At 68.7% G+C, this 23,713-nt stretch carries 25 protein-coding genes; 14 read left to right on the top strand and 11 right to left on the bottom strand.

Features of this window, described 5'->3' with window-relative positions; all coding sequences use genetic code 11:
- Positions 1 to 58 precede the first annotated feature (58 nt).
- Entirely contained in the window at positions 59 to 1,234 is a 1,176-nt protein-coding gene (locus ACWDTP_RS11250; RefSeq protein ID WP_450019548.1) for an acyl-CoA dehydrogenase family protein, read from the top strand.
- Positions 1,235 to 1,248: 14 nt separating this feature from the next.
- The gene (locus tag ACWDTP_RS11255) at positions 1,249 to 2,439 is read left to right on the top strand and encodes a CaiB/BaiF CoA transferase family protein (RefSeq protein WP_450019612.1); all 1,191 of its coding nucleotides are present in this window, start codon (positions 1,249 to 1,251) and stop codon (positions 2,437 to 2,439) included.
- A 39-nt stretch (positions 2,440 to 2,478) separates the two neighbouring features.
- Here ACWDTP_RS11255 and ACWDTP_RS11260 read toward each other — a convergent pair whose 3' ends face one another.
- Positions 2,479 to 3,174, bottom strand: a complete 696-nt coding sequence (locus ACWDTP_RS11260; protein WP_450019550.1) for a GntR family transcriptional regulator — start codon at positions 3,172 to 3,174, stop codon at positions 2,479 to 2,481.
- 258 nt (positions 3,175 to 3,432) lie between these two features.
- Here ACWDTP_RS11260 and ACWDTP_RS11265 point away from each other — a divergent pair, with 258 nt between their 5' ends.
- The 11 genes from ACWDTP_RS11265 to ACWDTP_RS11315 all read left to right on the top strand — a co-directional run bounded on the left by ACWDTP_RS11265 (position 3,433) and on the right by ACWDTP_RS11315 (position 15,474).
- Positions 3,433 to 4,173 (top strand): GntR family transcriptional regulator, encoded by a 741-nt coding sequence (locus ACWDTP_RS11265; RefSeq protein ID WP_450019552.1) that lies wholly within the window; start codon positions 3,433 to 3,435, stop codon positions 4,171 to 4,173.
- A gap of 15 nt (positions 4,174 to 4,188) precedes the next feature.
- A complete protein-coding gene (locus ACWDTP_RS11270) occupies positions 4,189 to 5,016 on the top strand; it encodes an IclR family transcriptional regulator (RefSeq protein WP_450019554.1) in 828 nt (275 codons plus the stop codon).
- 277 nt (positions 5,017 to 5,293) lie between these two features.
- Entirely contained in the window at positions 5,294 to 6,298 is a 1,005-nt protein-coding gene (locus ACWDTP_RS11275; RefSeq protein ID WP_450019556.1) for a Bug family tripartite tricarboxylate transporter substrate binding protein, read from the top strand.
- Positions 6,282 to 6,788, top strand: coding sequence for a tripartite tricarboxylate transporter TctB family protein (locus ACWDTP_RS11280; RefSeq protein WP_450019558.1), 507 nt, complete (start codon positions 6,282 to 6,284; stop codon positions 6,786 to 6,788). Before ACWDTP_RS11275 ends, ACWDTP_RS11280 begins: the two co-directional genes overlap by 17 nt.
- Positions 6,788 to 8,335 carry a tripartite tricarboxylate transporter permease gene (locus ACWDTP_RS11285; protein ID WP_450019560.1) on the top strand — a complete coding sequence of 516 codons (1,548 nt, stop codon included), beginning with the start codon at positions 6,788 to 6,790 and terminating at the stop codon, positions 8,333 to 8,335. The genes ACWDTP_RS11280 and ACWDTP_RS11285 overlap by 1 nt, the downstream gene beginning before the upstream one ends.
- Before the next feature lie 12 nt (positions 8,336 to 8,347).
- Positions 8,348 to 9,100 carry an SDR family NAD(P)-dependent oxidoreductase gene (locus tag ACWDTP_RS11290; RefSeq protein WP_450019562.1) on the top strand — a complete coding sequence of 251 codons (753 nt, stop codon included), beginning with the start codon at positions 8,348 to 8,350 and terminating at the stop codon, positions 9,098 to 9,100.
- A 45-nt stretch (positions 9,101 to 9,145) separates the two neighbouring features.
- Positions 9,146 to 10,525, top strand: coding sequence for an MmgE/PrpD family protein (locus tag ACWDTP_RS11295; RefSeq protein WP_450019564.1), 1,380 nt, complete (start codon positions 9,146 to 9,148; stop codon positions 10,523 to 10,525).
- The gene (locus tag ACWDTP_RS11300; RefSeq protein ID WP_450019566.1) at positions 10,522 to 11,754 is read left to right on the top strand and encodes an MmgE/PrpD family protein; all 1,233 of its coding nucleotides are present in this window, start codon (positions 10,522 to 10,524) and stop codon (positions 11,752 to 11,754) included. Before ACWDTP_RS11295 ends, ACWDTP_RS11300 begins: the two co-directional genes overlap by 4 nt.
- The gene (locus ACWDTP_RS11305) at positions 11,751 to 13,103 is read left to right on the top strand and encodes an MmgE/PrpD family protein (RefSeq protein ID WP_450019568.1); all 1,353 of its coding nucleotides are present in this window, start codon (positions 11,751 to 11,753) and stop codon (positions 13,101 to 13,103) included. Before ACWDTP_RS11300 ends, ACWDTP_RS11305 begins: the two co-directional genes overlap by 4 nt.
- The gene (locus tag ACWDTP_RS11310; protein WP_450019570.1) at positions 13,100 to 14,422 is read left to right on the top strand and encodes an MmgE/PrpD family protein; all 1,323 of its coding nucleotides are present in this window, start codon (positions 13,100 to 13,102) and stop codon (positions 14,420 to 14,422) included. The genes ACWDTP_RS11305 and ACWDTP_RS11310 overlap by 4 nt, the downstream gene beginning before the upstream one ends.
- Entirely contained in the window at positions 14,419 to 15,474 is a 1,056-nt protein-coding gene (locus ACWDTP_RS11315) for an AbrB family transcriptional regulator (protein WP_450019572.1), read from the top strand. Before ACWDTP_RS11310 ends, ACWDTP_RS11315 begins: the two co-directional genes overlap by 4 nt.
- Before the next feature lie 12 nt (positions 15,475 to 15,486).
- On the opposite strand, the gene ACWDTP_RS11320 is transcribed toward ACWDTP_RS11315, so the two are convergent.
- Entirely contained in the window at positions 15,487 to 15,975 is a 489-nt protein-coding gene (locus tag ACWDTP_RS11320; RefSeq protein ID WP_450019574.1) for a hypothetical protein, read from the bottom strand.
- Positions 15,976 to 16,021: 46 nt separating this feature from the next.
- Between ACWDTP_RS11320 and ACWDTP_RS11325 the strand changes: the two genes are divergently transcribed.
- Positions 16,022 to 16,417 carry a hypothetical protein gene (locus ACWDTP_RS11325; protein WP_450019576.1) on the top strand — a complete coding sequence of 132 codons (396 nt, stop codon included), beginning with the start codon at positions 16,022 to 16,024 and terminating at the stop codon, positions 16,415 to 16,417.
- A 117-nt stretch (positions 16,418 to 16,534) separates the two neighbouring features.
- Here the strand turns inward: ACWDTP_RS11325 and ACWDTP_RS11330 are convergent, their stop codons facing one another.
- From ACWDTP_RS11330 to ACWDTP_RS11370, 9 genes are all read right to left on the bottom strand, one after another.
- The gene (locus ACWDTP_RS11330) at positions 16,535 to 17,467 is read right to left on the bottom strand and encodes an LLM class F420-dependent oxidoreductase (protein WP_450019578.1); all 933 of its coding nucleotides are present in this window, start codon (positions 17,465 to 17,467) and stop codon (positions 16,535 to 16,537) included.
- An 18-nt stretch (positions 17,468 to 17,485) separates the two neighbouring features.
- A complete protein-coding gene (locus ACWDTP_RS11335) occupies positions 17,486 to 18,109 on the bottom strand; it encodes a TIGR03085 family metal-binding protein (RefSeq protein WP_450019580.1) in 624 nt (207 codons plus the stop codon).
- An 80-nt stretch (positions 18,110 to 18,189) separates the two neighbouring features.
- On the bottom strand, positions 18,190 to 18,735 hold the full coding sequence (locus ACWDTP_RS11340; RefSeq protein WP_450019582.1) for a hypothetical protein: 546 nt from the start codon (positions 18,733 to 18,735) through the stop codon (positions 18,190 to 18,192).
- A 37-nt stretch (positions 18,736 to 18,772) separates the two neighbouring features.
- Positions 18,773 to 19,501, bottom strand: a complete 729-nt coding sequence (locus ACWDTP_RS11345) for an MBL fold metallo-hydrolase (protein ID WP_450019584.1) — start codon at positions 19,499 to 19,501, stop codon at positions 18,773 to 18,775.
- Positions 19,502 to 19,514: 13 nt separating this feature from the next.
- Positions 19,515 to 19,697, bottom strand: a complete 183-nt coding sequence (locus tag ACWDTP_RS11350; protein ID WP_450019586.1) for a hypothetical protein — start codon at positions 19,695 to 19,697, stop codon at positions 19,515 to 19,517.
- Between the two features lie 11 nt (positions 19,698 to 19,708).
- A complete protein-coding gene (locus ACWDTP_RS11355; protein ID WP_450019588.1) occupies positions 19,709 to 21,208 on the bottom strand; it encodes an amino acid permease in 1,500 nt (499 codons plus the stop codon).
- 111 nt (positions 21,209 to 21,319) lie between these two features.
- Positions 21,320 to 22,024 carry a FadR/GntR family transcriptional regulator gene (locus ACWDTP_RS11360; RefSeq protein ID WP_450019590.1) on the bottom strand — a complete coding sequence of 235 codons (705 nt, stop codon included), beginning with the start codon at positions 22,022 to 22,024 and terminating at the stop codon, positions 21,320 to 21,322.
- Positions 22,025 to 22,080: 56 nt separating this feature from the next.
- Positions 22,081 to 22,293: a TOBE domain-containing protein gene (locus ACWDTP_RS11365; RefSeq protein ID WP_450019592.1), complete on the bottom strand. Its 213-nt coding sequence runs from the start codon at positions 22,291 to 22,293 to the stop codon at positions 22,081 to 22,083.
- Positions 22,294 to 22,408: 115 nt separating this feature from the next.
- Positions 22,409 to 23,713 carry a DUF445 family protein gene (locus ACWDTP_RS11370; RefSeq protein WP_450019594.1) on the bottom strand — a complete coding sequence of 435 codons (1,305 nt, stop codon included), beginning with the start codon at positions 23,711 to 23,713 and terminating at the stop codon, positions 22,409 to 22,411.

Below are 23,713 nucleotides of genomic sequence, written 5' to 3' on the forward strand. Positions count from 1 at the left end.
CCGCCCGCCCGCACCGAGACCTTGTCACGCCCGGGTTTATCTCCATAGAATATTTTCTATGGAGAATGGAGGTGACGGAATGACGCTGTCGGAGGAAGAGGCACACCTGGTCGGCACGGTCCGCGAGTTCGTCGAGAAGCAGGTGAAACCGGTGGTGCGCGACCTCGAGCACGCCAACACCTATCCCGAGGACCTCATCGACACGATGAAAGAGATCGGCATCTTCGGCCTGGCGATACCCGAGCCGTACGGCTTCGGGCAGGTGTCCATGCCCTGCTACGTCACGGTCACCGAGGAACTCGCCCGGGGTTGGATGAGCCTGGCGGGGGCCATGGGGGGCCACACCGTGGTGTCCAAGCTGATCATGATGTTCGGCACCGAGGAGCAGAAGCAGCACTACCTGCCCCGGATGGCGACCGGTGAACTGCGCACCACGATGGCGCTGACCGAACCGGGCGGCGGATCGGACCTGCAGGCGATGCGCACCACCGCCCGCCGGGACGGCGACGAGTACGTGATCAACGGCAGCAAGACCTGGATCACCAATGCCCGCCGCGCCGGACTGGTCGCGCTGCTGTGCAAAACCGATCCGGCCGCCGAGCCCGCGCACCGGGGCGTGTCCATCCTGCTGGTCGAGAAGCTGCCCGGGTTCACCGTCTCCAAGGACCTGCCCAAACTCGGCTACAAGGGCGTGGAGAGCTGTGAGCTCAACTTCACCGACTGCCGGGTGCCCGCGGGTGCACTGCTTGGCGAGGCCGAGGGCAGCGGTTTCGCCCAGATGATGAAGGGGCTGGAAGTCGGCAGGCTCCAGGTGGCCGCCCGGGCGACCGGGGTGGGCCGCGCGGCGTTCGAGGATGCGCTGCGCTACGCCCAGGAGCGGGAGAGTTTCGGCAAGCCGATCTGGCAGCACCAGTCGGTGGGCAACCTGCTGGCCGATATGGGCACCAAGCTGTCCGCCGCGCGGGCCCTTCTGCTCAGTGCCGCCGCGAAATTCGACTCCGGTGCCCGTTGCGATATGGAGGCGGGCATGGCCAAGTTGTTCGCCTCGGAGGCCGCGATGGAGATCGCGCTCGACGCGGTGCGGGTCCACGGCGGCTACGGCTACTCCACCGAGTACGACGTCGAACGCTACTTCCGCGACGCCCCGCTGATGATCGTCGGTGAGGGCACCAACGAGATCCAGCGCGGCGTGATCGCAAAGCAATTGGTCAAGAGGGGCGGACTGGATCAGTGACGAACGCCGGCCCGATGCATCCGAAAGACGATCTGCCGCTGCGGGATATCACCGTGCTGTCGCTCGAGCACGCCGTCGCGGCACCGTTCGCGACCCGTCAGCTCGCCGATCTGGGCGCGCGGGTGATCAAGGTGGAACGGGTGGGCTCCGGGGATTTCGCCCGCCAGTACGACGATTCCGTCAACGGGCAGTCGAGCTACTTCGTCTGGCTCAACCGATCCAAGGAGTCGATCGCGATCGACGTCAAATCCGAACGGGGATACCAGGTTCTGCACGATCTCGCCGACCGGGCCGATGTCGTCGTGCAGAACCTGGGCCCTGGCGCGGCCGAGCGGCTGGGATTGTCGGCCGATGCGCTGCGAGCCCGCGATCCGCGCAAGATCGTCGTATCGGTCACCGGATGGGGCAGCACCGGTCCGTGGGCCGAACGCAAAGCCTATGACCTGCTGGTGCAGTGCGAGACCGGGCTGGTCTCGCTGACCGGTACCCCCGACGAGGTCGCCAAGGTCGGGGTGTCGATCGCCGACATCGCCGCGGGCATGTACGCGTTCAGCGGCACGATGGCCGCGCTGTACCGGCGCGCCGTCACCGGCGAAGGCGCCACGATCGAGGTCTCGCTGTTCGAGGCGCTGGCCGAATGGGTGGGCCAGCCGGCCTATTTCACCGCGGGAGCCGGCCGCCAGCCGGGCCGGTTCGGTGCCCAGCACGCCACCATCGCCCCCTACGGCCCGTTCGACGCCGGTGACGGGCACACCATCCTGATCGCCATCCAGAACGAGCCGGAATGGTCACGGTTCTGCACCGTCGTGCTCGGCCGACCCGACGTCGCGGAGGATCCGCGGTTCGCCTCCGGCACCCTGCGGGTCGCTCATCGGGCCGAGGTGAACGCGACGATCACCGAAGCCTTCGCCGCCTTGACCAGTACCGAACTCGAGGACCGGCTGAGCACCGCCAGGATCGCGTTCGCCGGGGTCAACACGGTCGAGGAGTTTCTCGCCCACCCGGTCCTGGCCGCCCGCGACCGCTGGCGCACGGTGCAGACCGAACACGGCCCGGTCGACGCCCTGCTGCCACCGATCGATCTGGGCACCGAGGCGCGGATGGACCCGGTGCCCGCGCTCGGCGCCCACACCGCCGCGATCCTGGCCGAACTCGGTTACCACGCAGCCGAATCGGAGACCTACCGTTCCGATTCAGCGCGGTGACCGCCAACGCGCACCGGATCCACCTCTTGTCGCGGCCGGTCAGCCCAGGGTGCCGCTCGCGGCCAGGTGCTCGGCGAGAAGCTCACCCGCCCTGCGGATGTGGTGGGCCATCGCGGTCCTGGCGGCTTCGTCGTCGCCGGCCCGCAGCTGCTGGATGATGGCGCGGTGGTCCTGTGCCGACGCCTCCGGCCACCCCTCCACCGCGGCGAAGAACTTGCGCGGAGCGTAGGGGAGGGTGGTCTTGATCAGCCACCGGATCTTGCGGGACCCGGCCAGCCGGTAGATCGTCTCGTGGAAGCGGTGATTGAGGCGTTCGACGGCCTCGTAATCCTGTGCGGCCGCGGCCTGTTCGAGTTCGGCCTGGATGCGTTCGAGCTCGTCGACCAACTGGGCGCTGATGACTCGGGCCGCGCGTGCGGTGAGCTCACCGCCGAGCAACGCCTGGGCCTCATAGACATCGCGGATGTCGTCGCTGGACAACGCGGTGACCGAGAATCCGCGCCGCGGCTCGATGGTGAGAAACCCCTCGGTCTGCAGTAGGAGCAGGCCCTCGCGGGCCGGGGTGGCACTGATGCCCAGCTCGTCGGCGACCGTCTCGGGCCGGATGAACTCGCCGGCCCGAAGCTGGCCGGACACGATCAGTTCGCGGACATGCTCGGCGGCGACATCGCTGAGACGAAGAATCGGTGCGCGTTTACGGTTCGCCGTCGCCCGTGCTGCGTCCGGAGCCTTCACGCATCAAATATAGACAATTTTCTTGCCCGTTCTGGCAGGCGGATCCCCCGCGGCGCCGGCCAAATGTGTGTACAAACCAGCCCGGCAGTCGCCTCGAGCTCACCGCGGGCACGGGTTCTGCGGCCGGGCCCTGGCGGGTGTGCGCTGGCTGTGGCCGTTCTCGAGCCGCATCGGGCGCGCGCTCACGTAGATTGACATTTGGTGCAGGAATTGCGTACATATCGCATCTGCTCGAGGCAAGGGGAGGTCTCTCGACCGATGACGGCTGAATCCGGCGCAAGACCGGCCTATCAGCGCATCGCCGAGGCGTTGCGGCTGACCGTGCTGCGTTCGGCCGACGACGAGCTGCGGCTGCCGACCGAGGCCGAATTGGCCGAGCAGCACGGGGTGAGCCGCCAGACCGTCCGGCGCGCCTATCAGGAGCTGGTCGCCGACGGCCTGGTGACCCGCACCCCCGGGCGGGGGACGTTTGCGGCCAGTGGTGGTTCGCAGTATCTGCGCCGGTTCGGCACGGTCGAGGATCTGATGAGTCTGTCGGTCGACACCGAGATGGAGGTGCTGGCGCCGCTGGGCCGGAGGATCGACATCGAAGCGGCCGGCCGGCTCGGATTGTCCAGCGATGCCGTGACGACGGTGTCGTTTCGCCGGCTCCATCAAGGGGTGCCGTTCTGCGTGACGGACGTGTACCTGCCCCCCGCGGTAGGTGCGTTGATCGCCGACGCCCCCGAGGTGCAGCCGGGCGCGCGCAGTGCGCGCACCATCATCGGGTTGCTCGACCCGGTGCTGCCGGATCCGATCGGCGGCGCCGATCAGACCATCACGGTGGGGGTCGCGGATGTGCGGGTCGCGGCCGCCACCGAATGCGAGCCGGGGGAGCCGATGCTGCGGATCGACCGGATGTATCGGACGATGTCGGGTGAAGCGGTCGAGTTGGCGGTGTCCCGGTTCGTCACGTCGCAGTACAGCTACCGTTCCAGCCTGCGCCGAACGCGCAGTTGAGCAGGGGGATTCGCGATGCCGCCAGCCCACGACGACGCGGGCGACACCACGTTCGCACCGCAGAGCGGGATCGCGGCCGTCGACCGTGCCATCGCGGTTCTCGACGTGTTCACCCACGGTGAGCTGCGCCTGGGGGTCAGCGATATCGCCAGGGCGACCGGGTTGAGCACCAGCACCGCGCACCGGGTCCTGGCCTCGTTGTGTGTGCACGGTCTGGTGACGAAGGTCGGGTCGAACTACGCGCTGGGGCCGCGAATCCTCAAGCTCGCGGCCGCGGCGCGCGACACCGGGAACCTGACCGCGGTCGCCCGCCCGGTGATGACGCGGCTTCGCGATGCCACCGGGGAGACCGTCGGCCTGCATGTGGTCAAGGGCGGCGGACGTTTCGTCATCGATCAGGTGGAGAGCACTCAGCCGCTGCGACGGACCTATACCGAATGGGGCCAGTCGATTCCGCTGTACCAGGGGGCACCGAGCCGGGTGCTGTTGGCCTACGCCGACGAGCACACCATCGCCGCGGTTCTGGCCGGGCCGTTCGAATCCATCACGTCGAGCACGGTCGTCGATCACGATGAACTCGTCCGTCAGATCGATCTGGTGCGGCAGAAGGGCTACACGTTCTCGTTCGAGGAACGGGTGGCGGGCATCCGGTCGATCGCCGTTCCGCTGTGGGACTACACCGGGACCGTGGTGGCCGCGATGAGTGTCACCGGTCCGGCGATCCGGGTGACCGAGGACTGGATGTACCGGGCGTTGCCGACCATCGTGCAGGCCGCCGCCGATATCTCGGCCGGCCTGGGATTCACGCCACCGGGGTCGCGCAACCCGGCTGGTGACGGTTGACACACCGCCGCGGCCGAGAATAGCCTTCCCGCTAGACGAATCTCCTTCCCGACAGTCGGGATGCGTGGTCGTCATTCGTGGTCGCGGACCGAGCGACCGCCAGGTCATGCGCGCCATATGGCCGCATCTTTTTCCGTCCTGATGTGGTCCCGTCGCGCCGCGATTTATCACTCTGAACTGCGGTGTTCATTTGGCAGGGAAAATCCGCCAAGGTCTTGACTTCAAAATGTACGGCCATATGCTGGCATGGCACAGATCACAGACGATCGGATAAGCCATGACACGTCACACCACTCGTACGTTGTTGGTCGCCGCCGCGACGGTCGCGCTCGGCCTCTCGGGATGTGCGTCGGACTCCCAAGGCACCGACTTCGCGGGAACGCAGCTGCGCTGGATCGTGTCCAGCGCGCCCGGCGGCGGTTTCGACACCACGACCCGCCAGCTCGAGCCGGCCTTCACCAAGACATTGGGGGCCACCGCGACGGTCGAGAACCTGGAGGGCGGCGGTTACGCGATCGGCGCCCAGACGATGCTGACCAACGGCGCCGACTGCACGAGCATCGTGACGCACGGAGTTCCGCACCTGATGTTCTCCTACATGACCCAGGATGTGGACTACGACCTGAGCGGTTTCGCCCCGATCGGCGGCATCAGCATCGAGCCGGGCGTGATCCGGGTCCGCAACGACGCCCCGTGGAAGAACATCAAGGAGTTCGTCGACGACGCTAAGGCGCGGCCCGGACAGATCAAGGTGAGCGTCTCCGACCTGCAGAGCAACAACTACATCGCGCTGCTGCAGATGGAACGTGACCTCGGCATCGACCTCAACATCATCGGCTACGACGGCGGCGGGCCCTCCCGTACCGCGCTGGTCAGCGGCGAGGTGGACGCCACCCACGCCGGTGTCTTCAACAGCCTGGCGATCGCCGACGATTCGCGGGTGCTCGCGGTCAGCCAGCCCGAGAACAAATGGCCCGAGGTCACCGACAACGCGCCACCGATCAACGAGGCGCTCGGCGTCAACCTCCCGGCCAACGCGTCGAACTACGTGCTGTTCGCCTCGGCCGAGTGCCGGGACAAGAACCCCGAGCGCTATCAGGCGCTCGTCGACGGACTCAAGACGTCGTTGGAGGACGAGGAGTACCTGAGCACGCTGAAGAAACTCGGGGAGGACTCGAAGGTCTCCTATCTGACCCCCGATGAACTGGAAGCCCTTGCGCAGCAATCCCAGACCGAGATCGAGCAGTTACTCCAGGCCAACCCCAATGCCTTCGCCGGCTGACCCCGCCTGCGACACGGTGGCGCAGGCCCAGCCCGGCCAGGGCGCCCTGGCGCGGGGCATCCTGGTCGTGACCCCCGGCGCGATCGCGACCGTGATCGGGGCGTTGGCCTGGATGATGTCGGTCGACCTCAACCCCGCCGACCGGGCCTACCCGCGGGTGCTGGCCACGCTGCTGATCCTCACCGGCCTGTTCAACGTGATCGCCGATCTGCGCGGCCGGGCCGAAAACGACGGCACCGACGGTGAATACGGCCGGCTCGTGGCATGGCGGGTGGTCGGCTTCGCCGCACTGATCGCGGTCACGGTGTGGCTGGTCAAACCGATCGGCTTCTACCCGGCGGCCGGCCTGCTGATCCTGGGCGGGCTGTGGATCATGGGTGTCCGAAAGCCGCTGGTGCTCATCGGTTATCCGCTTCTCCTGATCGGCGTCGGCTATCTGCTGTTCTCGGTGCTGATCGGGGTCCCGCTGCCACTCGCCAGGGGATTCTGATGCTGGACAACATCACCGCAGGCCTGGGGCTGCTGCTGCAGCCGGCACCGCTGATGTGGCTCGTGATCGGCGTATCCGTCGGATTCATCGTCGGGGTGCTGCCCGGCCTGAGCACATCCAACACCGCGGCACTGCTGCTGCCGTTCGCGATCACGCTGCCGCTGGAGAACTCGCTGGTGCTGATCGTGAGTATCTACGCCGGAGCACAATTCGGCGGCGCCGTACCCGCGATCCTGTTCAACGTCCCCGGTGAGGCCGGCTCGGCGGTCACCGCTCTCGACGGTTATCCGCTGGCCAAGAAGGGACAGGCCGGGCTGGCCATCGGGATCGCCAGGATGGCCTCGGTGCTCGGAGGGGTGATCAGCGGCTTCTTCGTGCTGTTCCTGCTGCAGCCGCTGGGGACGCTGTCGCTGAAATTCGGCGCCCGCGAGATGTTCGCGATCATCGTGCTCGGACTGGTGGTGGCGTCGTCGTTGATGGGCGGTTCGGCCCGCAAGGGCCTGATGGTGGGACTGCTCGGACTGATGTTCGCGGTCGTCGGCGTCAGCCCCGGCACGGCCGAAACCCGTTACACCTTCGGCGAACTGCAGCTCTACGACGGTATCCAGTTCCTGGCGGCGCTGATCGGCGTCTTCGCCATCAGCGAGATGCTGATGCTGGTGGGCTCCACGGTCATGCAGAAGCGCCAGCAGGAGCAGACGGTCCGGCCCGGCGGGTTGCGCAAGGAGACCCGTGACGCGATCGACGGAGTCACCGCGACCCTCAGACAGCCCGGTGCGGTGGCCCGGTCGACCGGTGTCGGCATCATCCTCGGCATCATCCCCGGACTCGGCGCTGCGGTGGCCAACTTCATCAGTTACTCGTTCGAGAAGCGCCGCTCCCCGCACCCCGAGGAGTTCGGAAAGGGCAGCCACAAGGGCATCATCGCGTCCGAGGCCTGCGACAACGCGGTGGCCGCCTCGAGCCTGATCCCCACCTTCACCCTCGGCATCCCGGGGAGTGCCACGATGGCCGTCGTCCTCGCCGCGTTCTACCTGCAGGGCATTCAGCCGGGACCGCGGGTGCTGCAGACCAACAACGCCGAGGTGTACGCGGTGGCGCTGGCCCTCATCGTGGCCAGCATCATGATCCTGCCGCTCGGTGTGCTGCTGGCCGGGCCGCTGGCCTCGGTCACCAAGGTGCCGCTGTACTTCCTGGTGCCGACCGTGTTGTTCATGTCGATGGTCGGTGTGTATGCGATCCGCAACTCGATCTTCGACGTCGGCCTGGCCCTGTTCTTCGGTGTGATCGGACTTCTGCTGCGGCTCAACGACTATCCGGTGATCCCGCTGATTCTCGGCATCATCCTCGGTCCGCTGGCCGAGGAGTACCTGCAACGCAGCCTGGAGTTGGCCGACGGGCCGGGCTACTTTTTCGGCTCGATCATGGTGAACATCCTGTGGGTCCTGCTGATCGCCGCGCTCGCCGCCATGGCGCTCAGCGGGGTGCGTCAGCGCCGCAAGGACCGCACCGCCGTCGCCGCCGAACCGGTCGATCAACCCACCTAGAAAGGAGGCCCGGTGCGGGCCGCAATAGTAACGGGCGCCAGCCGCAACATCGGACTGGCGATCGCCCGGCGTCTCCTCGACGACGGCTGGAACGTCTGCCTGACCGGTCGCGACGGGGACGCCCTCGCCGGGGCGGCGACCGCGCTGGCCGAGTCCGGGCCCGCGGGTGCCACCCGGTGCTTCGTCGGTGACGTCGGGGTCGAGGACGACGTCCGGCGGCTGGTCGACGACGTCGAGAATGCCTGGGGTGCGGTCGATGCCGTGATCAACAACGCCGGAATCCGGGCGCACGGTCCGATCGGGACGATGAGCGTGCAGGACTGGAATGCGGTATTGGGGACCGTGCTCACCGGCGCCTTCCTGACCACCAGGGCCGTGCTGCCCGGGATGCGGGAACGCGGCTGGGGCCGGATCGTCAACATCGCGGGGATGTCCGGGCAGTCCGGGGCCGCGGGCCGAACCCCGGTGGTGGCGGCCAAATCCGGGCTCATCGGCCTGACCAAGGCGTGTGCCCACGAGGCCGGCGGCTCCGGCGTCACCGTCAATGCCGTATCGCCGGGGCTCATCGACACGGAACGTCGGGCCGGCCTCGGCGACGCGGGCGTCGCCGCCGAGCACTACCGGCAACTGGCCGCCGACGGCAATCCGGTCGGCCGGATCGGCACCGTGGCCGATGTGGCCGGCGCCGTCTCCTATCTGTGCGGCCCGGACGCGGGATACGTGACCGGCCAGGTCATCTCGGTGAACGGCGGCTCCTATATGTGACGAGCCGGACCTGCCCCACCACACCACTTCTCTGAAAGGACCGACATGGCTGGCGAGATCAGCGCCCAGACCCGCCGACTGGCCGAATACCTGAGTGCGGCCGCGGCGGCCCCGCTGCCCCCCGAGGTAGTCCACAAGACCAAACACCATGTCATCGACACGATCGCGGCCATGGTGTCGGGCGCCCAGTTACCTCCCGGGGAACGCGGCCTGGCGTATGTGTCGGGTGCGGCCGACGGGCCCAGCGTGCTGATCGGCGGTCTGCGCGCCACACCGGTGGAGGCCGCGCTGGCCAACGGCATGTCGGCCCACGCGGACGAGACCGACGATTCGCATGCGCGTTCCATCAGCCACCCGGGTTGTGCGGTGGTGCCGGCCGCACTGGCCGTCGGCGATGTGCGGCGCAGCAGCGGGGAGCGGGTATTGCGGGCCGTCGCAGCGGGTTACGACGCCGGCCCCAGGGTGGTCCTCAGCCTGGGGAAGCCTGCGCTCAACACCGACTCCAGCGGGCGCAGCACGCACGCCTTCTGCGGGCTGTTCGGTGCCGCCGCGGCGGCCGCCAGCCTGTACGGGCTGGGTGAGCAGCAGGTGCGGCAGGCGTTGTCGTATGCCGCGCAGAGCGCCTCCGGCGTGACCAGCTGGGTGCGCGACCCCAACCACGTCGAGAAGGCCTTCGTGTTCGCCGGTATGCCCGCGTCCAACGGGGTGCGGGCCGCGGCCATGGTCGCCTCGGGCTGCGACGGGGTCGACGACGTGTTCAGCGGGGTGCCCAACTTTCTGGACGCGCTGTCCGACGACGTCCGGCGTGATGAGCTCGCCGACGGCCTCGGCGACCGCTACGAGATCATGCACACCAACATCAAGAAGTTCGCGGTCGGCTCGCCCGCGCAGGCGGCCGTGCAGGCCGTGCTCGAACTCGTCACCGAGGAGCCGATCGACCCGAACCGGGTGAGCCGCATCCGAATCGTGTTGCCGCACGATCTGTGCCGCGTCGTCGACGACCGCTCGATGCCCGATATCAACTGCCAGTACCTGGTCGCGGGCACCCTGGTGGACCGGGCGTTCACCTTCGCGATGGCACACGACGACGACCGGATGACCGATCCGGTGATCGCCGCGTTGCGGGCGCGAACCGAGCTGATCCCCGACCCCGACAAGGCCGGGGTCCGCACCGCCGACGTCACCGTGACTCTCGACGACGGTGGTGAACGGCAGCGCTACGTCGGGGCGGTGCGCGGCACCGTGGACGACCCGATGACCGACGACGAGGTGAACGCCAAGGCGGTCGACCTGATCGAGCCGGTCCTCGGCCGGGCCGCCACCGGCGAGCTGATCGACACGCTGTGGTCGTTGGAGACCTGCCCCGACATCACCACCGTCACCGCGATGCTCGGCGCCGGAATTCCGGTGGAGGCCGGTCGATGACGATCGAGATGCCCGCGGAGCTGCGCGGCGCCGCGATGGGACTGGCCCGGTGGGCGGTCGACGCCGTGCCGGACCGCGCCGACCTCGACCTGGCCAAGACCGCCCTGATCGACACCGTCGCGGTCGGCATGGCCGGGGGCGGGCACCCGTTGACCGCCCTGGTGGCCGGGCTACCCGACGGGGCCCGGTGGGCCGCGCAGGCCCATGTCCTCGACTACGACGATCTGCACCTGCCCTCCACCACCCACATCAGCACGGTGTGTGTGCCCGCCGCCGCGGCCACCGGCGGCGATGCGCGGGCCTATCTGATCGGGGCCGGTGTGATGGCCCGGCTCGGGGCGGCACTGGGCTGGAAGCACTATTCCCGGGGCTGGCACGCGACGTCGACGACGGCCCCGATGGCCGCCGCGGCGGTCACCGCGGCCGCGTTGGGACTCGACGCCGAACGCACGGCCGCGGCGATCGCCCTCGCGGTGTCGAGTGCCGGGGGAGTGCAACGCGCATTCGGCAGTGACGGCAAGGCCATTCAGGTGGGGCTTGCGGTCGACGCAGGCATCAGGGCCGCGCAGCTGGCCGCCGGTGGGGCCTCGGCCGACCTCCGGGTGCTCGACGCGTGGCTGGGGCTGGTGTCCGAGCCCCCGTTCGAGCTGGCCCTGGACTCGGCGGAGATGGTGCCCGGCGGGCTCGCGGTCAAGGTCTATCCGTGCTGCTACGCCCTGCAGCGGCCGATCGCCTGCGCCGCGGAACTGGCCCGCGGGGTGGACGCCGCCGACGTCGACCGGATCGACGTGTGGCTGACCGAATCGGCGGTACAGCCCCTGGTGCACCACCGGCCCACCTCCGGGCTGGAGGCCAAGTTCTGCCTCGAGCATGCGCTGGCGGTCGGGGTGATCGACGGATTCGCCGGATTCGACAGTTTCTCCGACGAATCGGTGCACCGGCCCGATGTGGCCCGGTTGACCCGCGAGGTCACGATCCACCTGGCGCCGGGCGGCAACGGCCTGCTCGAGGACGTCGTCCGGGTTGAGCTGAGCACCACCGACGGCCGAACCCGCTCGGGTGAGATCGATATTCCCCCAGGCGCCCCGGGGCGGCCGGTCACCAGGGCCGAGCTGGCGCAGAAGGTGCGCGATTGCGTCGGTGACCGGGCCGACGCCGTGCTGTCCGCCGGCTGGGACGATATCGCCAGCCTGTTGGAGAGCTCGGTACCCGACCGGGACGCCTCATGATCGATCTGACCGAACTGGCCGGCCTGGCCCTGGCCGCGGCCGATCGGGTGCAGGGCCCGGTGCGGGCCGAGGCGGTCCGCGGCCTGCTCAATGTGGTCGGCACCGCGATCGGCGCGGCGACCGCCGCCGAAACCGACATTCTCGCGGCCGGGGTGCGCCGGTCCGGGGCGCCCGGTGCGGTGCCGGTGCCGGGCCGGGCCGATACCTTCGATCCGCCGTCGGCGGCGCTTCTCACCGGATTCGCGGCCCATCTCGACGATTTCGACGACACCCACCTGGCCACGGTCGTGCATCCGGGGGCGGCCACGCTCGGCGCGGTGCTGGGGGCCGGCTGGCCGCGGGACCGGACCGGGGACGATCTGCTGCGGGCGTTCGCGGTCGGTGCCGAACTGCAGCTGCGGGCCGCGGTCGCGATGTCACCGTCGCACTACGACGCCGGGTGGCACATCACCGGTACGGTCGGACCGCTCGGTGCGGCCGCGGCCGCGGCCGTCCTGCTCGGACTGGATGCCGAAACCACCGGCCGGGCACTCGGTATCGCGTCCAGCATGACGCTCGGGCACCGTGAGGGGTTCGGGACGATGAACAAGCCGCTGCACCCGGGCAAGGCCGCGGCCAACGGTCTGGTCGCGGCCACGGTGGCAGCACGCGGGCTGACCGCATCCCCCACCGCCTGGGGCGGCCCCCGCGGCTACTTCGCCGTGCTGGCACCGCAGCTGGACGTGGCCGGGCTGTTCGACGGCTGGGGCGATCGCTGGGAACTGCTCGACAACACCTACAAACCTTATCCGTGCGGCATCGTCAGCCACCCCGCGATCGAGGCCGCGGAAGCCTTGCACGAGAACGTGAGCGGCCGTGACATCGAACGGGTGGACGTGCGCTGCCACCCGCTGGTGGTCGAACTGACCGGAAACCCCGACCCCGACGACGGTTTGGCGGCACGGTTCTCCACCGTGCACGGGGTCGCCTGCGGCGTGCTCGACGGCGTCGTCGACCTCGGTTCCTATGAGGATGCGTGGGTCCGCTCGGCGCGGCTGGTCGCGATGAGATCGCGGGTACGGCTCCATCCTGACCCCGATATGGCAAGGGCGGCAGCACAAGTCGCGGTGACCCTGGTGGGCGGGGGCGGCGAGAGCCACACCGTGGCGAACGCCCGCGGCAGCCTGCAGGCGCCGCTGTCCGACGCGCAACTCGACCGCAAGGTCATCGCGCTGGTGGAACGAAGCCTGCCGGGCCGCGGCGAGGAGATCGTCGAGTCGGTGCGGGCGGTGACGGCGGCACCCGATGCGCGGGCCTGGTTCTCCGGACTCACCGCCGAGACCGCTGACCGGAAGGGTGTGCCGGCATGAGCCAGGGCGTCACCGCCAGAATCAGTTCGTTTGTCGCCGGACTGAATTGGGTGGACATCCCGGACCCCGCCCGCGCCGCGGCGCGCCGGACCGCCGCCAACGTGATCGGGTTGTCGGTGGGCGCGGCGCACGATCCCGCGGCCGGCGCGGTGATGGCCGCCGCGGCCGACCTCGGTCAGCACGGACCTGCGCAGGTGCTCGGCCGCCAGGAGACCCTGACCCCGCCGTGGGCGGCCCTGGTGAACGGATTGACGGCACACGTCGAGGATTTCGACGACACCTACCTGGCCTGCATCCTGCATCCGGGGGCACCCATCCTGCCCGCGGCGCTGGCCGCCGCCGCGGTTGCCGATGCCGACGGTGCGGCCTTGATGACCGGTGTGGTAGCCGGCGTCGAAGTGTCGAGCCGGCTTGGCGACTGCCTGTGGCCAACGCATTTCGACCGCGGCTGGCACGTCACGGCGACCACCGGCCCGGTCGGAGCGGCGTGCGCGGCCGCCCGGGTCCTCGGTCTCGACGCCACCCGCACCTCGGCGGCCGTCGCGATCGCGGCGACCCAGGCCGCCGGGCATACCGAGCAACTCGGCTCCATGACGAAGTCGTTCCAGGTGGGCCGCGCCGCCGCGACCGGCGTCGAGGCGGCGCTGCTGGCCGAACAGGGTTTCACCGGACCGGTGGAGCCGCTGGCGGGCCGGCGTGGGATGGCCGCGCTGATGGCCGACGAGGCCGACTGGACCCCGATGGACGACCTCGGTGTGCGGTGGCTCGTCGAGGCCAACGCCCTCAAACCGTACAGCTGCGGGATCGTCAGCCATCCGGTGATCGACGCGGGAAATCGGCTGCGCGCGAACGGGATAGCACCGGAATTTCTGGATTCGGTGGATCTTGAGGTGCATCCGCGGGTGCTCGACGTGATGGGTGTCGTCGAACCGGAAACTGGTTTGCGGAGCAAGTTCTCGGTGTATCACTGCTTTGCCGTCGGACTGGTGCGCGGGGCCGGTGGCCCAGCCGAGTTCAGCACGGAGTGCGCGCTCGATCCCCAGATCCGCCGGGTGCGGCAACTGGTCACGGTGCATCTTGATCCGACGCTGCCCGCCGATTCCTGCCGGATGACGGCAACGCTGACCGACGGCAGACAGCTCGACGCCACCGTCGACCACGCCACCGGTTCCACCTCGGCACCGATGACCGACGAGCAGCTGCGGGACAAGGTGACCGGGCTCGCCCACCGCCTGCGGGATCCGGTGCGGCTGTGGCAGGCGGCCTGGCGGCTCGACGAAATGCCGGGAACGGCAGAGCTGTTCGCAGCGGCCAGGTGACGCGGCCGGTGGTGTCCGCGGTGGGCCGCTGGTTGCTGCTGGCCGCCGTGGTCGCCGCGGTGTCCTACGGCTTCATCCTGATCGCCCTGCCGACCCCGCTGCTGTTCGGCGGTCTGCTCGGGGCGCTGATCTACGCGCTGGCCCGGCCATCGGCCCCGCTGCGACTGCCCGGGGTGTGGTTTCAGGCCGGCCAGGCCGTGGTCGGGGTCATCGTCGGTTCGGCGATCGAATGGGACACCCTGGCCGGGCTGGGTGCCCGCTGGCTGATCGTGATCGGCATCTCGTGTTTCGCCCTCGTGGTCAGCGTGCTGGTCGGCAGTCTGCTGACCCGGCGCGGTGCCAGCCGGGCGACGGCGGCGTTCTCGTCGATCGCGGGCGGCGCGATCGGGTTGACCGCGATGGCCGACGATCTCGGGGCCGACGCCCGCGTCATCGCGGTGCTGCAGTACCTGCGTCTGCTGATCGTGCTGCTGACCATGCCGGTGGTGGTGACGGTGCTGTTCGGCGCATCCGATCAGGCGGGTGGGTTGTCGGTAGCACCCGGCGACTGGCATATCGACCTGCCGTTCGTCGCGATCGCGGTGGGGTGCGGGGTGGCGGTGGGCAAGGTGCTGCGCCTGCCCTCGCCCGCCCTGCTGGGCCCGTTGCTGGTGGCGGCCCCGCTGACCCTGGTGCCGTACTTCTCGGAGGCTCAGGTACCGCCGATCATCGCCGGGCTGGGATATCTGGCGATCGGTGTGCAGGTCGGGCTGAAATTCACGGTCGGCAGCCTGAAGTCGATCGGCCGGATGGTTCCGGCCGCGCTGCTGACCATCGTGGTGACCCTGGTGGCCTGCGCGGGTCTCGGCTGGGTGCTGACCGTGACCACGGATGCGACGCCGCTCGATGCCTATCTGGCCACGACACCCGGCGGTATCTACGCGGTGATGGGGACCGCGGCGTCCACGGGTTCGGATGTCACGTTCGTCGCGGCCACCCAGATCGTACGGATGCTCATCGTGCTCGCCATGGCGCCGTTCGTCGCCGGATACTTCCGGCGACACCCCGGCTGACCGGCCGCGCGTTCAGCCCTGCGGTTCGGTCGGAATCGTGATGGTCCCGGTGTCGTCGGTCGTGGTGGGCGGCTCGGTGGTCGTGGTGGGCGGTTCGGTCGTCGTTGTGGTGGTCGGCGGTTCCGTGGTGGTCGTGGTGGGCGGCGGTTGCGTCGTGGTGGTGGGGCTCGGCGGGACGGTCTCGGTGACGGTGTGAGTGGGTGCCGGTACCACCGACGCCGAGGTCTGCACCTGCGACGAGGTTGTGCTGGTGGTGGAGCTCGTCGTCGTGGTGGTGGTCGGCGTGGAATCCGATGAGAACAGCTGCACCAGGGCGTAGATGACGAGCGCGGCGATCACCGCGCCGAGCGCCCCGAGGCCGAGCAGTGCCGCGGGTTTGCGGTACCACGGCTCGGGGGCCTGCGGCTCCGGCGACTGAGGGTCGGTCCCGTAATCCCCGTAGCTGCCCGCGTACTGGGTCGGCTCGTCGTCGTAATAGTCGTCGGAGTAGTTGTTCCCCACGCGACCCGATAGTAGGCGCCGTCAGTTGCCGGGTGCCGGATACAGCGTGCGTGTCACGTTGGTCCGTGGCCGGTTCCTGGTCGTCGACGTCGACGACTCGTCGTCCTCGCCGTCCGAGGATTCGGTCCTGGTGTGCGGCGGGATCCTCGAAACCGAGGTCGACGACTCCGACGTCCCCGAGGTCGACGACGGAATCGGCGGGCCGGGAGCGTCGGTGGGGCCGATCTCGGAGGTGACCGGGGGACTGGTGCTGGTGATCGTCGGCGTCGTGGTGGTCGTCGAGGTCTTCGACGTCGTCGACGCGTATGTCGGCGGTACGAACTCGATCGGCGCCTGCTCGGGTTTGTCGGCCGAACTGGTCAGTGCGACCACCGCCCACACCAGTAGGGCGATCGCCGCGAGGGCGACCACGCTGGCCCCGACGACTGCCGGTGTCGAATGATGCCAGGGCGGCTGATCGGTCGGCCCATGGTCATCGTTGTCACCGGTCACGGGCACCGATACTAACGCCGGTGGTGACGGCGGGCCGGGGCGGACGTGAGGAGCGGATACGGCACCGTCAGCTCAGCTGTCCGATGACCTCGGAGGAGAACAGTTCCAGATGGTCCAGATCGGCCATATCGAGCATCTGCAGGTAAACCCGCTGCACACCGGCCTCGAGGAACGGGGCCAGCTTGTCGACGATCTCGGCGGGCGTCCCGACCAGCGGGGAGTTGCCGCGCAACTCGTCGACCTCGCGGTCGATGGCGGCGGCCCGTTTGGCGATCTCGGCGTCGTCGCGCCCCGCGCACAGCACGAACGCCGCCGAGTAGGTCATCGAATCGGCGGGCCTGCCCGCCCCGGCCACCGCGGCGGCCACCCGGTCGAACTGCGTCCTGAGCGCGTCGAGTGGGACGAACGGAACATTGAACTCGGCGGCGAACTCCGCGGCAAGGGCGGGAGTCCGCTTGGCGCCCTGCCCGCCGATGATGATCGGCGGGTGCGGCGTCTGCGCGGGCTTGGGCAGCCCGGGTGAGTCGGCGACGGTGTAGTGCGCGCCGGCATGGTCGAAGGTCTCGCCGACCGGGGTGCTCCACAGCCCGGTGAGGATCCGCAACTGCTCGGTGAGCCGGTCGAAACGTTCACCCAGCGACGGGAAGGGGATCGCGTAGGCCAGGTGCTCGGCCTCGAACCAGCCGGCGCCCAAGCCCAGTTCCACACGGCCACCGCTCATCTCGTCGACCTGGGCCACCGAGATGGCCAGCGGGCCCGGGTGCCGGAAGGTGGCCGAGGTGACCATCGTGCCGAGCCGGATCGCCGTCGTCTCGCGGGCGATGCCGGCCAGCGTGATCCATGAGTCCGTCGGGCCCGGCAGACCGTCACCGCTCATCGCCAGATAGTGATCGGACCGGAAGAACGCGGAGAAGGCCAGCTCCTCTGCGGTCCTGGCGACCGCGAGCTGATCGGAGTAACTGGCACCTTGCTGGGGTTCGACGAACACACGGAAATCCACGTACCCCACCCTAGATCGCTAGAGTCCGCGCCGCGCCGCGCGCAGTGCGGCGACGGCGTCGTCGCCCCCGGTGAACGCCAGCCGGGCCGGCTCGCGGCCCGCGGCGAACATCAACAGTTCGCCCGGCTCCCCGGTGACCGTCACGGCGGGGCCGCTTCCCAGGGTGGCCAGGGTCTTGCCGTCCGGGGTGGCCAACGTCACCCGGGCGGGAGATTTCCCCAGCGTCATCCGCGCCATGGTGGCGACCTGGCGCGCCAGCGCGCGCACGGTCGCGTCGTCGAGAACCCGTGGCTGCCACTCGGGCTGGGCTCGGCGCACATCCTCGTGGTGAATGAACATCTCGGCGACGTTGACCAGCGGATCCAGCAGTTTGAACGGCGAGAGCAGCGGAGGTCCGCCCGCGATGCGCTCGATCAGCGTGGTCCAGTCGGTGGAGTCGGTGACCTGCCGCTGCACCTTCTCGGTGTAGCCGGCCAACTGCGGCAGCAGGATGCCGGGCGCGGCGTCCAGCCTGCGTTCGCGGACCACCAGATGGGCGGCGAGATCGCGGGTGGTCCATCCCTCGCAGAGGGTGGGTGCATCGGGGCCGGTGGCCCGCATCGTCTCGACGAGGGCGGCACGTTCCCGCCGGGCAATGGTCATGCGCGATCCGCCTCCGGCTCCTCGCTGGCCGTCATGCGCGATCCGCCTCCGGCTCCTCGCTGGTCGTCATGCCACCAACTCTAGAAGACCTGGACCCCTTCGACCGCGACGGTCATCCCGTGTCCGGTGTCGTCGTTGGTGAACCGGGTGCCGTCGCTGCTCGCATCGATCGTCCAGCCCAGCGCGCTGTAGCGCCGGTAGTCCAGGGTGACGGCCGGAATGGCACCGAGATTGCCCAGCACCCAACGCATTCGGCCGTCGGCGCTGACGTTGACCCCGTTGGCCGGTGAGCCGTCGATATCGGGGGCGTTGGCGAATTCGGATTCACACCCCACGGCGTGGGTATCGAGTTGGCACCGGGTCCTGCCCGACTTCGTCTGAATGAAGACGTATCCGTTCTCCGGTTCCAGCGGGGTGACCCCGCCAGGCGGTTTCGCGCTCGGTGGCGCCGCCACGGTGCTGCTGGGCGATGGAGCCGGACTCGAGCGGGGCGGACGGGCGGTCGGGAAGTCCGGCTCGGTCGGGGACCGGGGGCTGGTCACGGGAGACCCCTCGATGCTGGACTGGCAGCCGACCAGCGCGGCGCCCGCGGCGAGCAGGCAGCCCAGCAGCGGCCGCACGTTCATCGTGGATAAGGCTACGCAGCGGGCGTGGTGGCACCGCTCACGACGCGCCGAACATTGCACGGTAGCCATCGGAGAGCTCGCGTAGCTGTGCGGCGCCATCGCCGTGGTAGGACGCACCGTGCATGATCGCCAGCGTGGCGGGGTTCAGGTCGGCCAGCCCGGCCAGGGTCGGCGCCAGATTCGTCGTCAGCCCGGTCGCGTGGAACAGTCGCTCGGTCTCCAGCGCCGGTGCCACGCAATCGGATTGGGTGAGGGCGGGGCAACGTCCGGCATGGGTGAACAGATCACCGGCCAGCAGCGTCGAGGTGGTCTCGTCGAACCACAGCCCGGATTCCCAATTGTGCGGCACATGCGGGGTGGCGATGAACCGCAGCCGGTGGCCGCCGATGTCGTGGATCCCGTCGGGTGCGACGACCGGCGGCCGGTCGCACATATCCGCCAGCGACAGGCTGATCGCCAGCGGACCGTGGATCACCTCGGCATTCGGCGCCGCCGCCAGGAAGTGGTTCATCGCGCCACACTCGTCGGCCTCCAGATGTCCGAACGCGATCCAGCGCAACGTCTCGACCGGCAGCACCCGGTTGATCGCCTCGGATACCGAGCCGAACAGGTGACGCATCCCGGTGTGGAACAGGAACGGTTCGTCGCCGGTCAGCAGGAACTGGTTGAACGTGAACCCGTGCTCGGTGAGGTCGGGGACCCACGTGGACAGCCGGTAGATGTCCGGGGCGATCTCGTCGACTCGGGTGGCGGCGTCGACGGCCATGTGCCGGGTCTCCTCAGGAGAGATCGCGGAACGCCAGGGCGAACCCGCCGACGGCGACCACCGCGGCGATCGCGTAGCCGATGATCGACCACCAGCCGAGGTGGAAGTACGCGGTGACGGCGACGATCGCCATGGCGAGGAAGACCATCACCATGCCGTACAGCGGTGGGCGGGCGGCGTAGCGGTTGCGGGTCATCGGTGCACCTCCTACTGATCAGGATCCACCGGACGGTTCGCCACCACCGGGAATTCGCCGGTATAGCCCATCCGTTCCTGCGCGGCCGCCATCACGCGGCCGCGGACCAGGTACCAGCCGCCGACGAGGGCCGGGATGAGCACCACCAGGGTGCCGATGGTCCAGGTGCCGATCGGCGCGTCGAAGGCCATCAGCACCAGCACCGCGAACAGGAACACCAGCGTCAGGTAGCCGCTGTAGGGCGTCAGCGGCATCCGGAACCTGGGTCGTTGCATGATGCCGGCGTCGGCCATCTTCACCAGGCGCAGCTGGCACAGCACGATGGTGCCCCAGGACGCGATGATGCCCAGGGCGGCCATATTCAGCACGATCTCGAAGGCCTCGCCGGGCTGAAATGCGTTGAGAAACACCCCGAACAGACAGATCACGCAGGTGAGCAGGATCCCGCCGTAGGGGACACCGCTCTTCGACATCCGCGCGGTGAATTTGGGGGCGCTACCGTTCATCGCCATCGAGCGCAGGATGCGGCCGGTCGAGTACAGCCCGGCGTTGAGGCTGGAGAACGCGGCGGTGAGCACCACGACGTTCATGATGTCGCCGGCGCCGGCGAATCCGATCTTGGAGAAGAACGTGACGAACGGGCTTTCGGCCTTGTCGTAGGCGGTGTAGGGCAGCAGCAGGGCCAGCAGCACCACCGACCCGACGTAGAAGATCGCGATGCGGGCCACCACCGAGTTGATGGCCCGCGGCATTATCTTCTCCGGGTTTTCGGTCTCACCGGCCGCGGTGCCGACGAGTTCGACTGCGGCATAGGCGAATACCACGCCCGACGTCACGATGAGCAGGGGTAGCGCGCCGGTCGGGAACAGCCCACCGTGCTGTCCGAGAATGCTCAACCCGGTGCTCTGCCCGTCCACCTGGTAGCGCCCGGCCAGGAAGATCGTGCCCACCACCAGGAAGGCCATCAGGGCCACCACCTTGATCAGGGCGGCCCAGAACTCCATCTCGCCGAACAGCTTGACCGAGATCAGGTTCACCGAGAGCACGATGGCCAGGGCCAGTAGCGCCAGCAACCACTGCGGGATGACGTTGAACGCCTTCCAGTAGTGGAAGTAGGTGGCGATCGCGGTGGTGTCGACGATCGCGGTCATCGCCCAGTTCAGGAAGTACAGCCAGCCGACGGCGTAGGCGGCCTTCTCGCCGTAGAACTCCCGGGCGTAGGACACGAACGAACCCGACGACGGCCGGTGCAGCACCAGTTCGCCGAGCGCTCGCAGGATCAGGAAGACGAAGACGCCGCACACCGCGTACACCAGGAACAGGCCGGGGCCGGCCGAGGCGAGCCGACCACCGGCACCCAGGAACAGGCCGGTGCCGATGGCCCCGCCGATCGCGATCATCTGGAGCTGCCGGGGTTTGAGGCCCTTGTGATAGCCCGCGTCCTCGCGGGTCAGCTGCTCATGGGATACGCCGGGCCGTACGGCTTCCGACTGTTCTGAACGCGGCGGCATCACAGGTCCCATCTGAGCTGTAGGGCTGTCTGACAGCTTAACGGAGTGAGTGTGACACCGATCACGATGCGGCGTCAACGGCGTGAACCCCGGTTCGGGGTCACCGGGCGCTCAGGGAGCGATGCTGGCCAGTTTGTTCACCGCGTCCTTTACCCGGTCCAGGTGCTGACGCATGGCGTCGGAGGCATCGGCGAAGTCGCCGGATGCGATCGCGTCGAGGATCCTGCGGTGCTCGCGGTTGGAGGCCGAACGCCGCTCGTGGATGCTGGCGTTGAGCATCCGGGACTGCATCGACAGCGCCCCGCGGATCGCCGCGACCACAGTGGCGAACACCTCGTTTCCCGACGCTCGCGCGATGCCCAGGTGGAATTCGGTGTCCAGCCGCACCCAGCGGGCCGGCTCGACCTCGGCCTCCATCCGCTCGACAATGCCGGTGAGCTCAGACAATTGGGCGTCGCTGCGGCGGCGGGCGGCCCAACCGGCCGCGGGCACCTCGATGTAGGGCCGGGCTTCCACGAGGTCGCGGGCCGAGAACCGGCCGTAGTGCGGCGCCGCGGCGTGCGCCGAGACCACGACCGTGCCCGAACCGGTCTTGGTCTCGGTCAGCCCGAGCGTCTGACAGGACCGCAACGCCTCGCGGATCACCGACCGGCTCACCCCGTAGCGCTCGGCGAGTGCTGCCTCGGGTGGCAGTTTCACCCCGACCGGCAGCTCACCCTTCTCGATGGCCGAGCACAGATCCTCGAACACCGTCTCCGCGGCATTGCGGCGCACGATGGCCACCGGGCGATCTGTCCAGCTATCGGGCAGATTCATGCCCGTCAGGGTGCCTGCCCGGTAGTGGGCTGTCAACACTCACAGCTCGGCCGCGGCTAATCGACGCCGAGCATGACCTCGGTCGACTTCACCAGCACGGTGGCCGCGCCGCCCGTGGTCAACCCGAGTTCCTCGACGGCCTCCTTGGTGATCGACGCGGTGACGATCTGCTCACCGCCGTCGAGCTTGACCTTCACCGTCGCCATGACCGCACCGATCGTCACCTCGGTCACCGTGCCGGTCAGCTGATTGCGGGTGGACAGACGCATGGTGGACCTCCGTCGAGTAGCTGCCTGTGGGTCCGACCGTAGCCGATGTCCTCGAACTCGACGTAACTGTCGTCGACGGCGAGCGGGAGCAACACTTTCGTCGGGTTCGAGGCGATCAGTGGCGCAACATCAGTGCGGTGACGACCGGCGGCTCGTTGCCGAAATGCTCGATGAGCTGAACTTGGATCTCGCCGACGATGCCACCGAGGACGGCGCCGACGGCGATCATCGTGGGCTCGTCGTCCTTGAACACCGGCCGCAGGATCGACTCGTACTGCTCGTTGGTGAGCTGGCCCATCTTGTCGATGATGGTCCGCTCCAGATCCAGCGCATTCATGGTGTAGTCCTTGGCCTCCACGAGCGTGGTGGGTAGCCGCTCCAGCACCATCGCGACGAGGTTGTCCTTGAGGGCGTTGTAGCGCTGGGTGCCGACCGCGAACTTCACCAGCGGGGTCGCCCGGCCGGTCTGCGCCTCGATCGCGGCGTCGACCTCCTTGCCGACCAGCGAGAACAGCTTGTCGGCGCCCGGCCCCCGCAGCACCCCGTCGAGCAGGATCTCGGGGGAGAACAGGTCCTCGGACAGGATCCTGGCGTAATCCTCGGTGATGGTCTGGCGCTGCGCGTGCAGCAGCCCCTGGAACTGGATGAAGCCCAGGTACCGGGTCGGTTTGACCGGGCGGAACAGCATGTTCAACGCGATGTAGTCGCTGATGAAGCCGATGCCGAAACCGAACGCGGGCATGATCCAGGGGTTGCGGAACAGCGCCCAGGCCACCATCTGCACCACACCGATGACGAGGCCGAAGTAGATGCCGCTGCGACGGACGAACGCCATCGCGTTGTCGCCGAGCCCGCGCATCAGCTTGTTGAGCTTGTCCTTGTTGGCGACCAACGTGGTGATGGCCAGAAACTGGACGTCGACGAACCGGGGCAGATCGGCCCGCATCTCGTTGAGCATCTTCTCCACGACCTTGGGGGTCTGCTCGTGGATGCGGGCCTGGATGGCTTTGCGCGCGGCGTCGGGCAGCGAATCCCACAGGCCCGGCCGGATCTGCTCGGCCAGATCCCGGGAGATTTCGTCGACCGCCCGGGTCAGCGGTTCCCGCAGGGCCTCGACGGCCTCCCTGGCGTCGACCTTCTCCAGCAGTTCCTCGGGTTTGAGCAGATTCTGGGTGAGCAGTTCGATGGTCTTGGATCCGACCTTGCCGGCGCGCCGCGGCACGATGCCCTGCCAGCCGATCGGGCCGATGCCCTTGAAGGCCAGCGGCCGGTACAGCATCTCCAGCGCGACGATCTTGGTGCTCCACCCGACGAACGCCGCGACGAACGGCATGGACAGATAGATCAGCCAGTTGGCGCCGAAGTCGGCCGTGATCTCCTGCCAGTTCTGGATGGCGAGGATCGTCTCGCTGGACCTCAT

The organism is Mycobacterium sp. NPDC003449 (assembly GCF_053588415.1).

Bases quoted from the DNA above. Each gene is read 5' to 3' on its own strand.
- ACWDTP_RS11255 (WP_450019612.1), top strand. From the start codon at position 1,249: ATGCATCCGAAAGACGATCTGCCGCTGCGGGATATCACCGTGCTGTCG.
- ACWDTP_RS11250 (WP_450019548.1), top strand. From the start codon at position 59: ATGGAGAATGGAGGTGACGGAATGACGCTGTCGGAGGAAGAGGCACAC.
- ACWDTP_RS11300 (WP_450019566.1), top strand. From the start codon at position 10,522: ATGACGATCGAGATGCCCGCGGAGCTGCGCGGCGCCGCGATGGGACTG.
- ACWDTP_RS11340 (WP_450019582.1), bottom strand. From the start codon at position 18,735: ATGAACGTGCGGCCGCTGCTGGGCTGCCTGCTCGCCGCGGGCGCCGCG.
- ACWDTP_RS11275 (WP_450019556.1), top strand. From the start codon at position 5,294: ATGACACGTCACACCACTCGTACGTTGTTGGTCGCCGCCGCGACGGTC.
- ACWDTP_RS11310 (WP_450019570.1), top strand. From the start codon at position 13,100: ATGAGCCAGGGCGTCACCGCCAGAATCAGTTCGTTTGTCGCCGGACTG.
- ACWDTP_RS11285 (WP_450019560.1), top strand. From the start codon at position 6,788: ATGCTGGACAACATCACCGCAGGCCTGGGGCTGCTGCTGCAGCCGGCA.
- ACWDTP_RS11345 (WP_450019584.1), bottom strand. From the start codon at position 19,501: ATGGCCGTCGACGCCGCCACCCGAGTCGACGAGATCGCCCCGGACATC.
- ACWDTP_RS11355 (WP_450019588.1), bottom strand. From the start codon at position 21,208: ATGCCGCCGCGTTCAGAACAGTCGGAAGCCGTACGGCCCGGCGTATCC.
- ACWDTP_RS11365 (WP_450019592.1), bottom strand. From the start codon at position 22,293: ATGCGTCTGTCCACCCGCAATCAGCTGACCGGCACGGTGACCGAGGTG.
- ACWDTP_RS11360 (WP_450019590.1), bottom strand. From the start codon at position 22,024: ATGAATCTGCCCGATAGCTGGACAGATCGCCCGGTGGCCATCGTGCGC.
- ACWDTP_RS11370 (WP_450019594.1), bottom strand. From the start codon at position 23,713: ATGAGGTCCAGCGAGACGATCCTCGCCATCCAGAACTGGCAGGAGATC.
- ACWDTP_RS11270 (WP_450019554.1), top strand. From the start codon at position 4,189: ATGCCGCCAGCCCACGACGACGCGGGCGACACCACGTTCGCACCGCAG.
- ACWDTP_RS11305 (WP_450019568.1), top strand. From the start codon at position 11,751: ATGATCGATCTGACCGAACTGGCCGGCCTGGCCCTGGCCGCGGCCGAT.
- ACWDTP_RS11295 (WP_450019564.1), top strand. From the start codon at position 9,146: ATGGCTGGCGAGATCAGCGCCCAGACCCGCCGACTGGCCGAATACCTG.
- ACWDTP_RS11350 (WP_450019586.1), bottom strand. From the start codon at position 19,697: ATGACCCGCAACCGCTACGCCGCCCGCCCACCGCTGTACGGCATGGTG.
- ACWDTP_RS11335 (WP_450019580.1), bottom strand. From the start codon at position 18,109: ATGACCATTGCCCGGCGGGAACGTGCCGCCCTCGTCGAGACGATGCGG.
- ACWDTP_RS11265 (WP_450019552.1), top strand. From the start codon at position 3,433: ATGACGGCTGAATCCGGCGCAAGACCGGCCTATCAGCGCATCGCCGAG.
- ACWDTP_RS11280 (WP_450019558.1), top strand. From the start codon at position 6,282: ATGCCTTCGCCGGCTGACCCCGCCTGCGACACGGTGGCGCAGGCCCAG.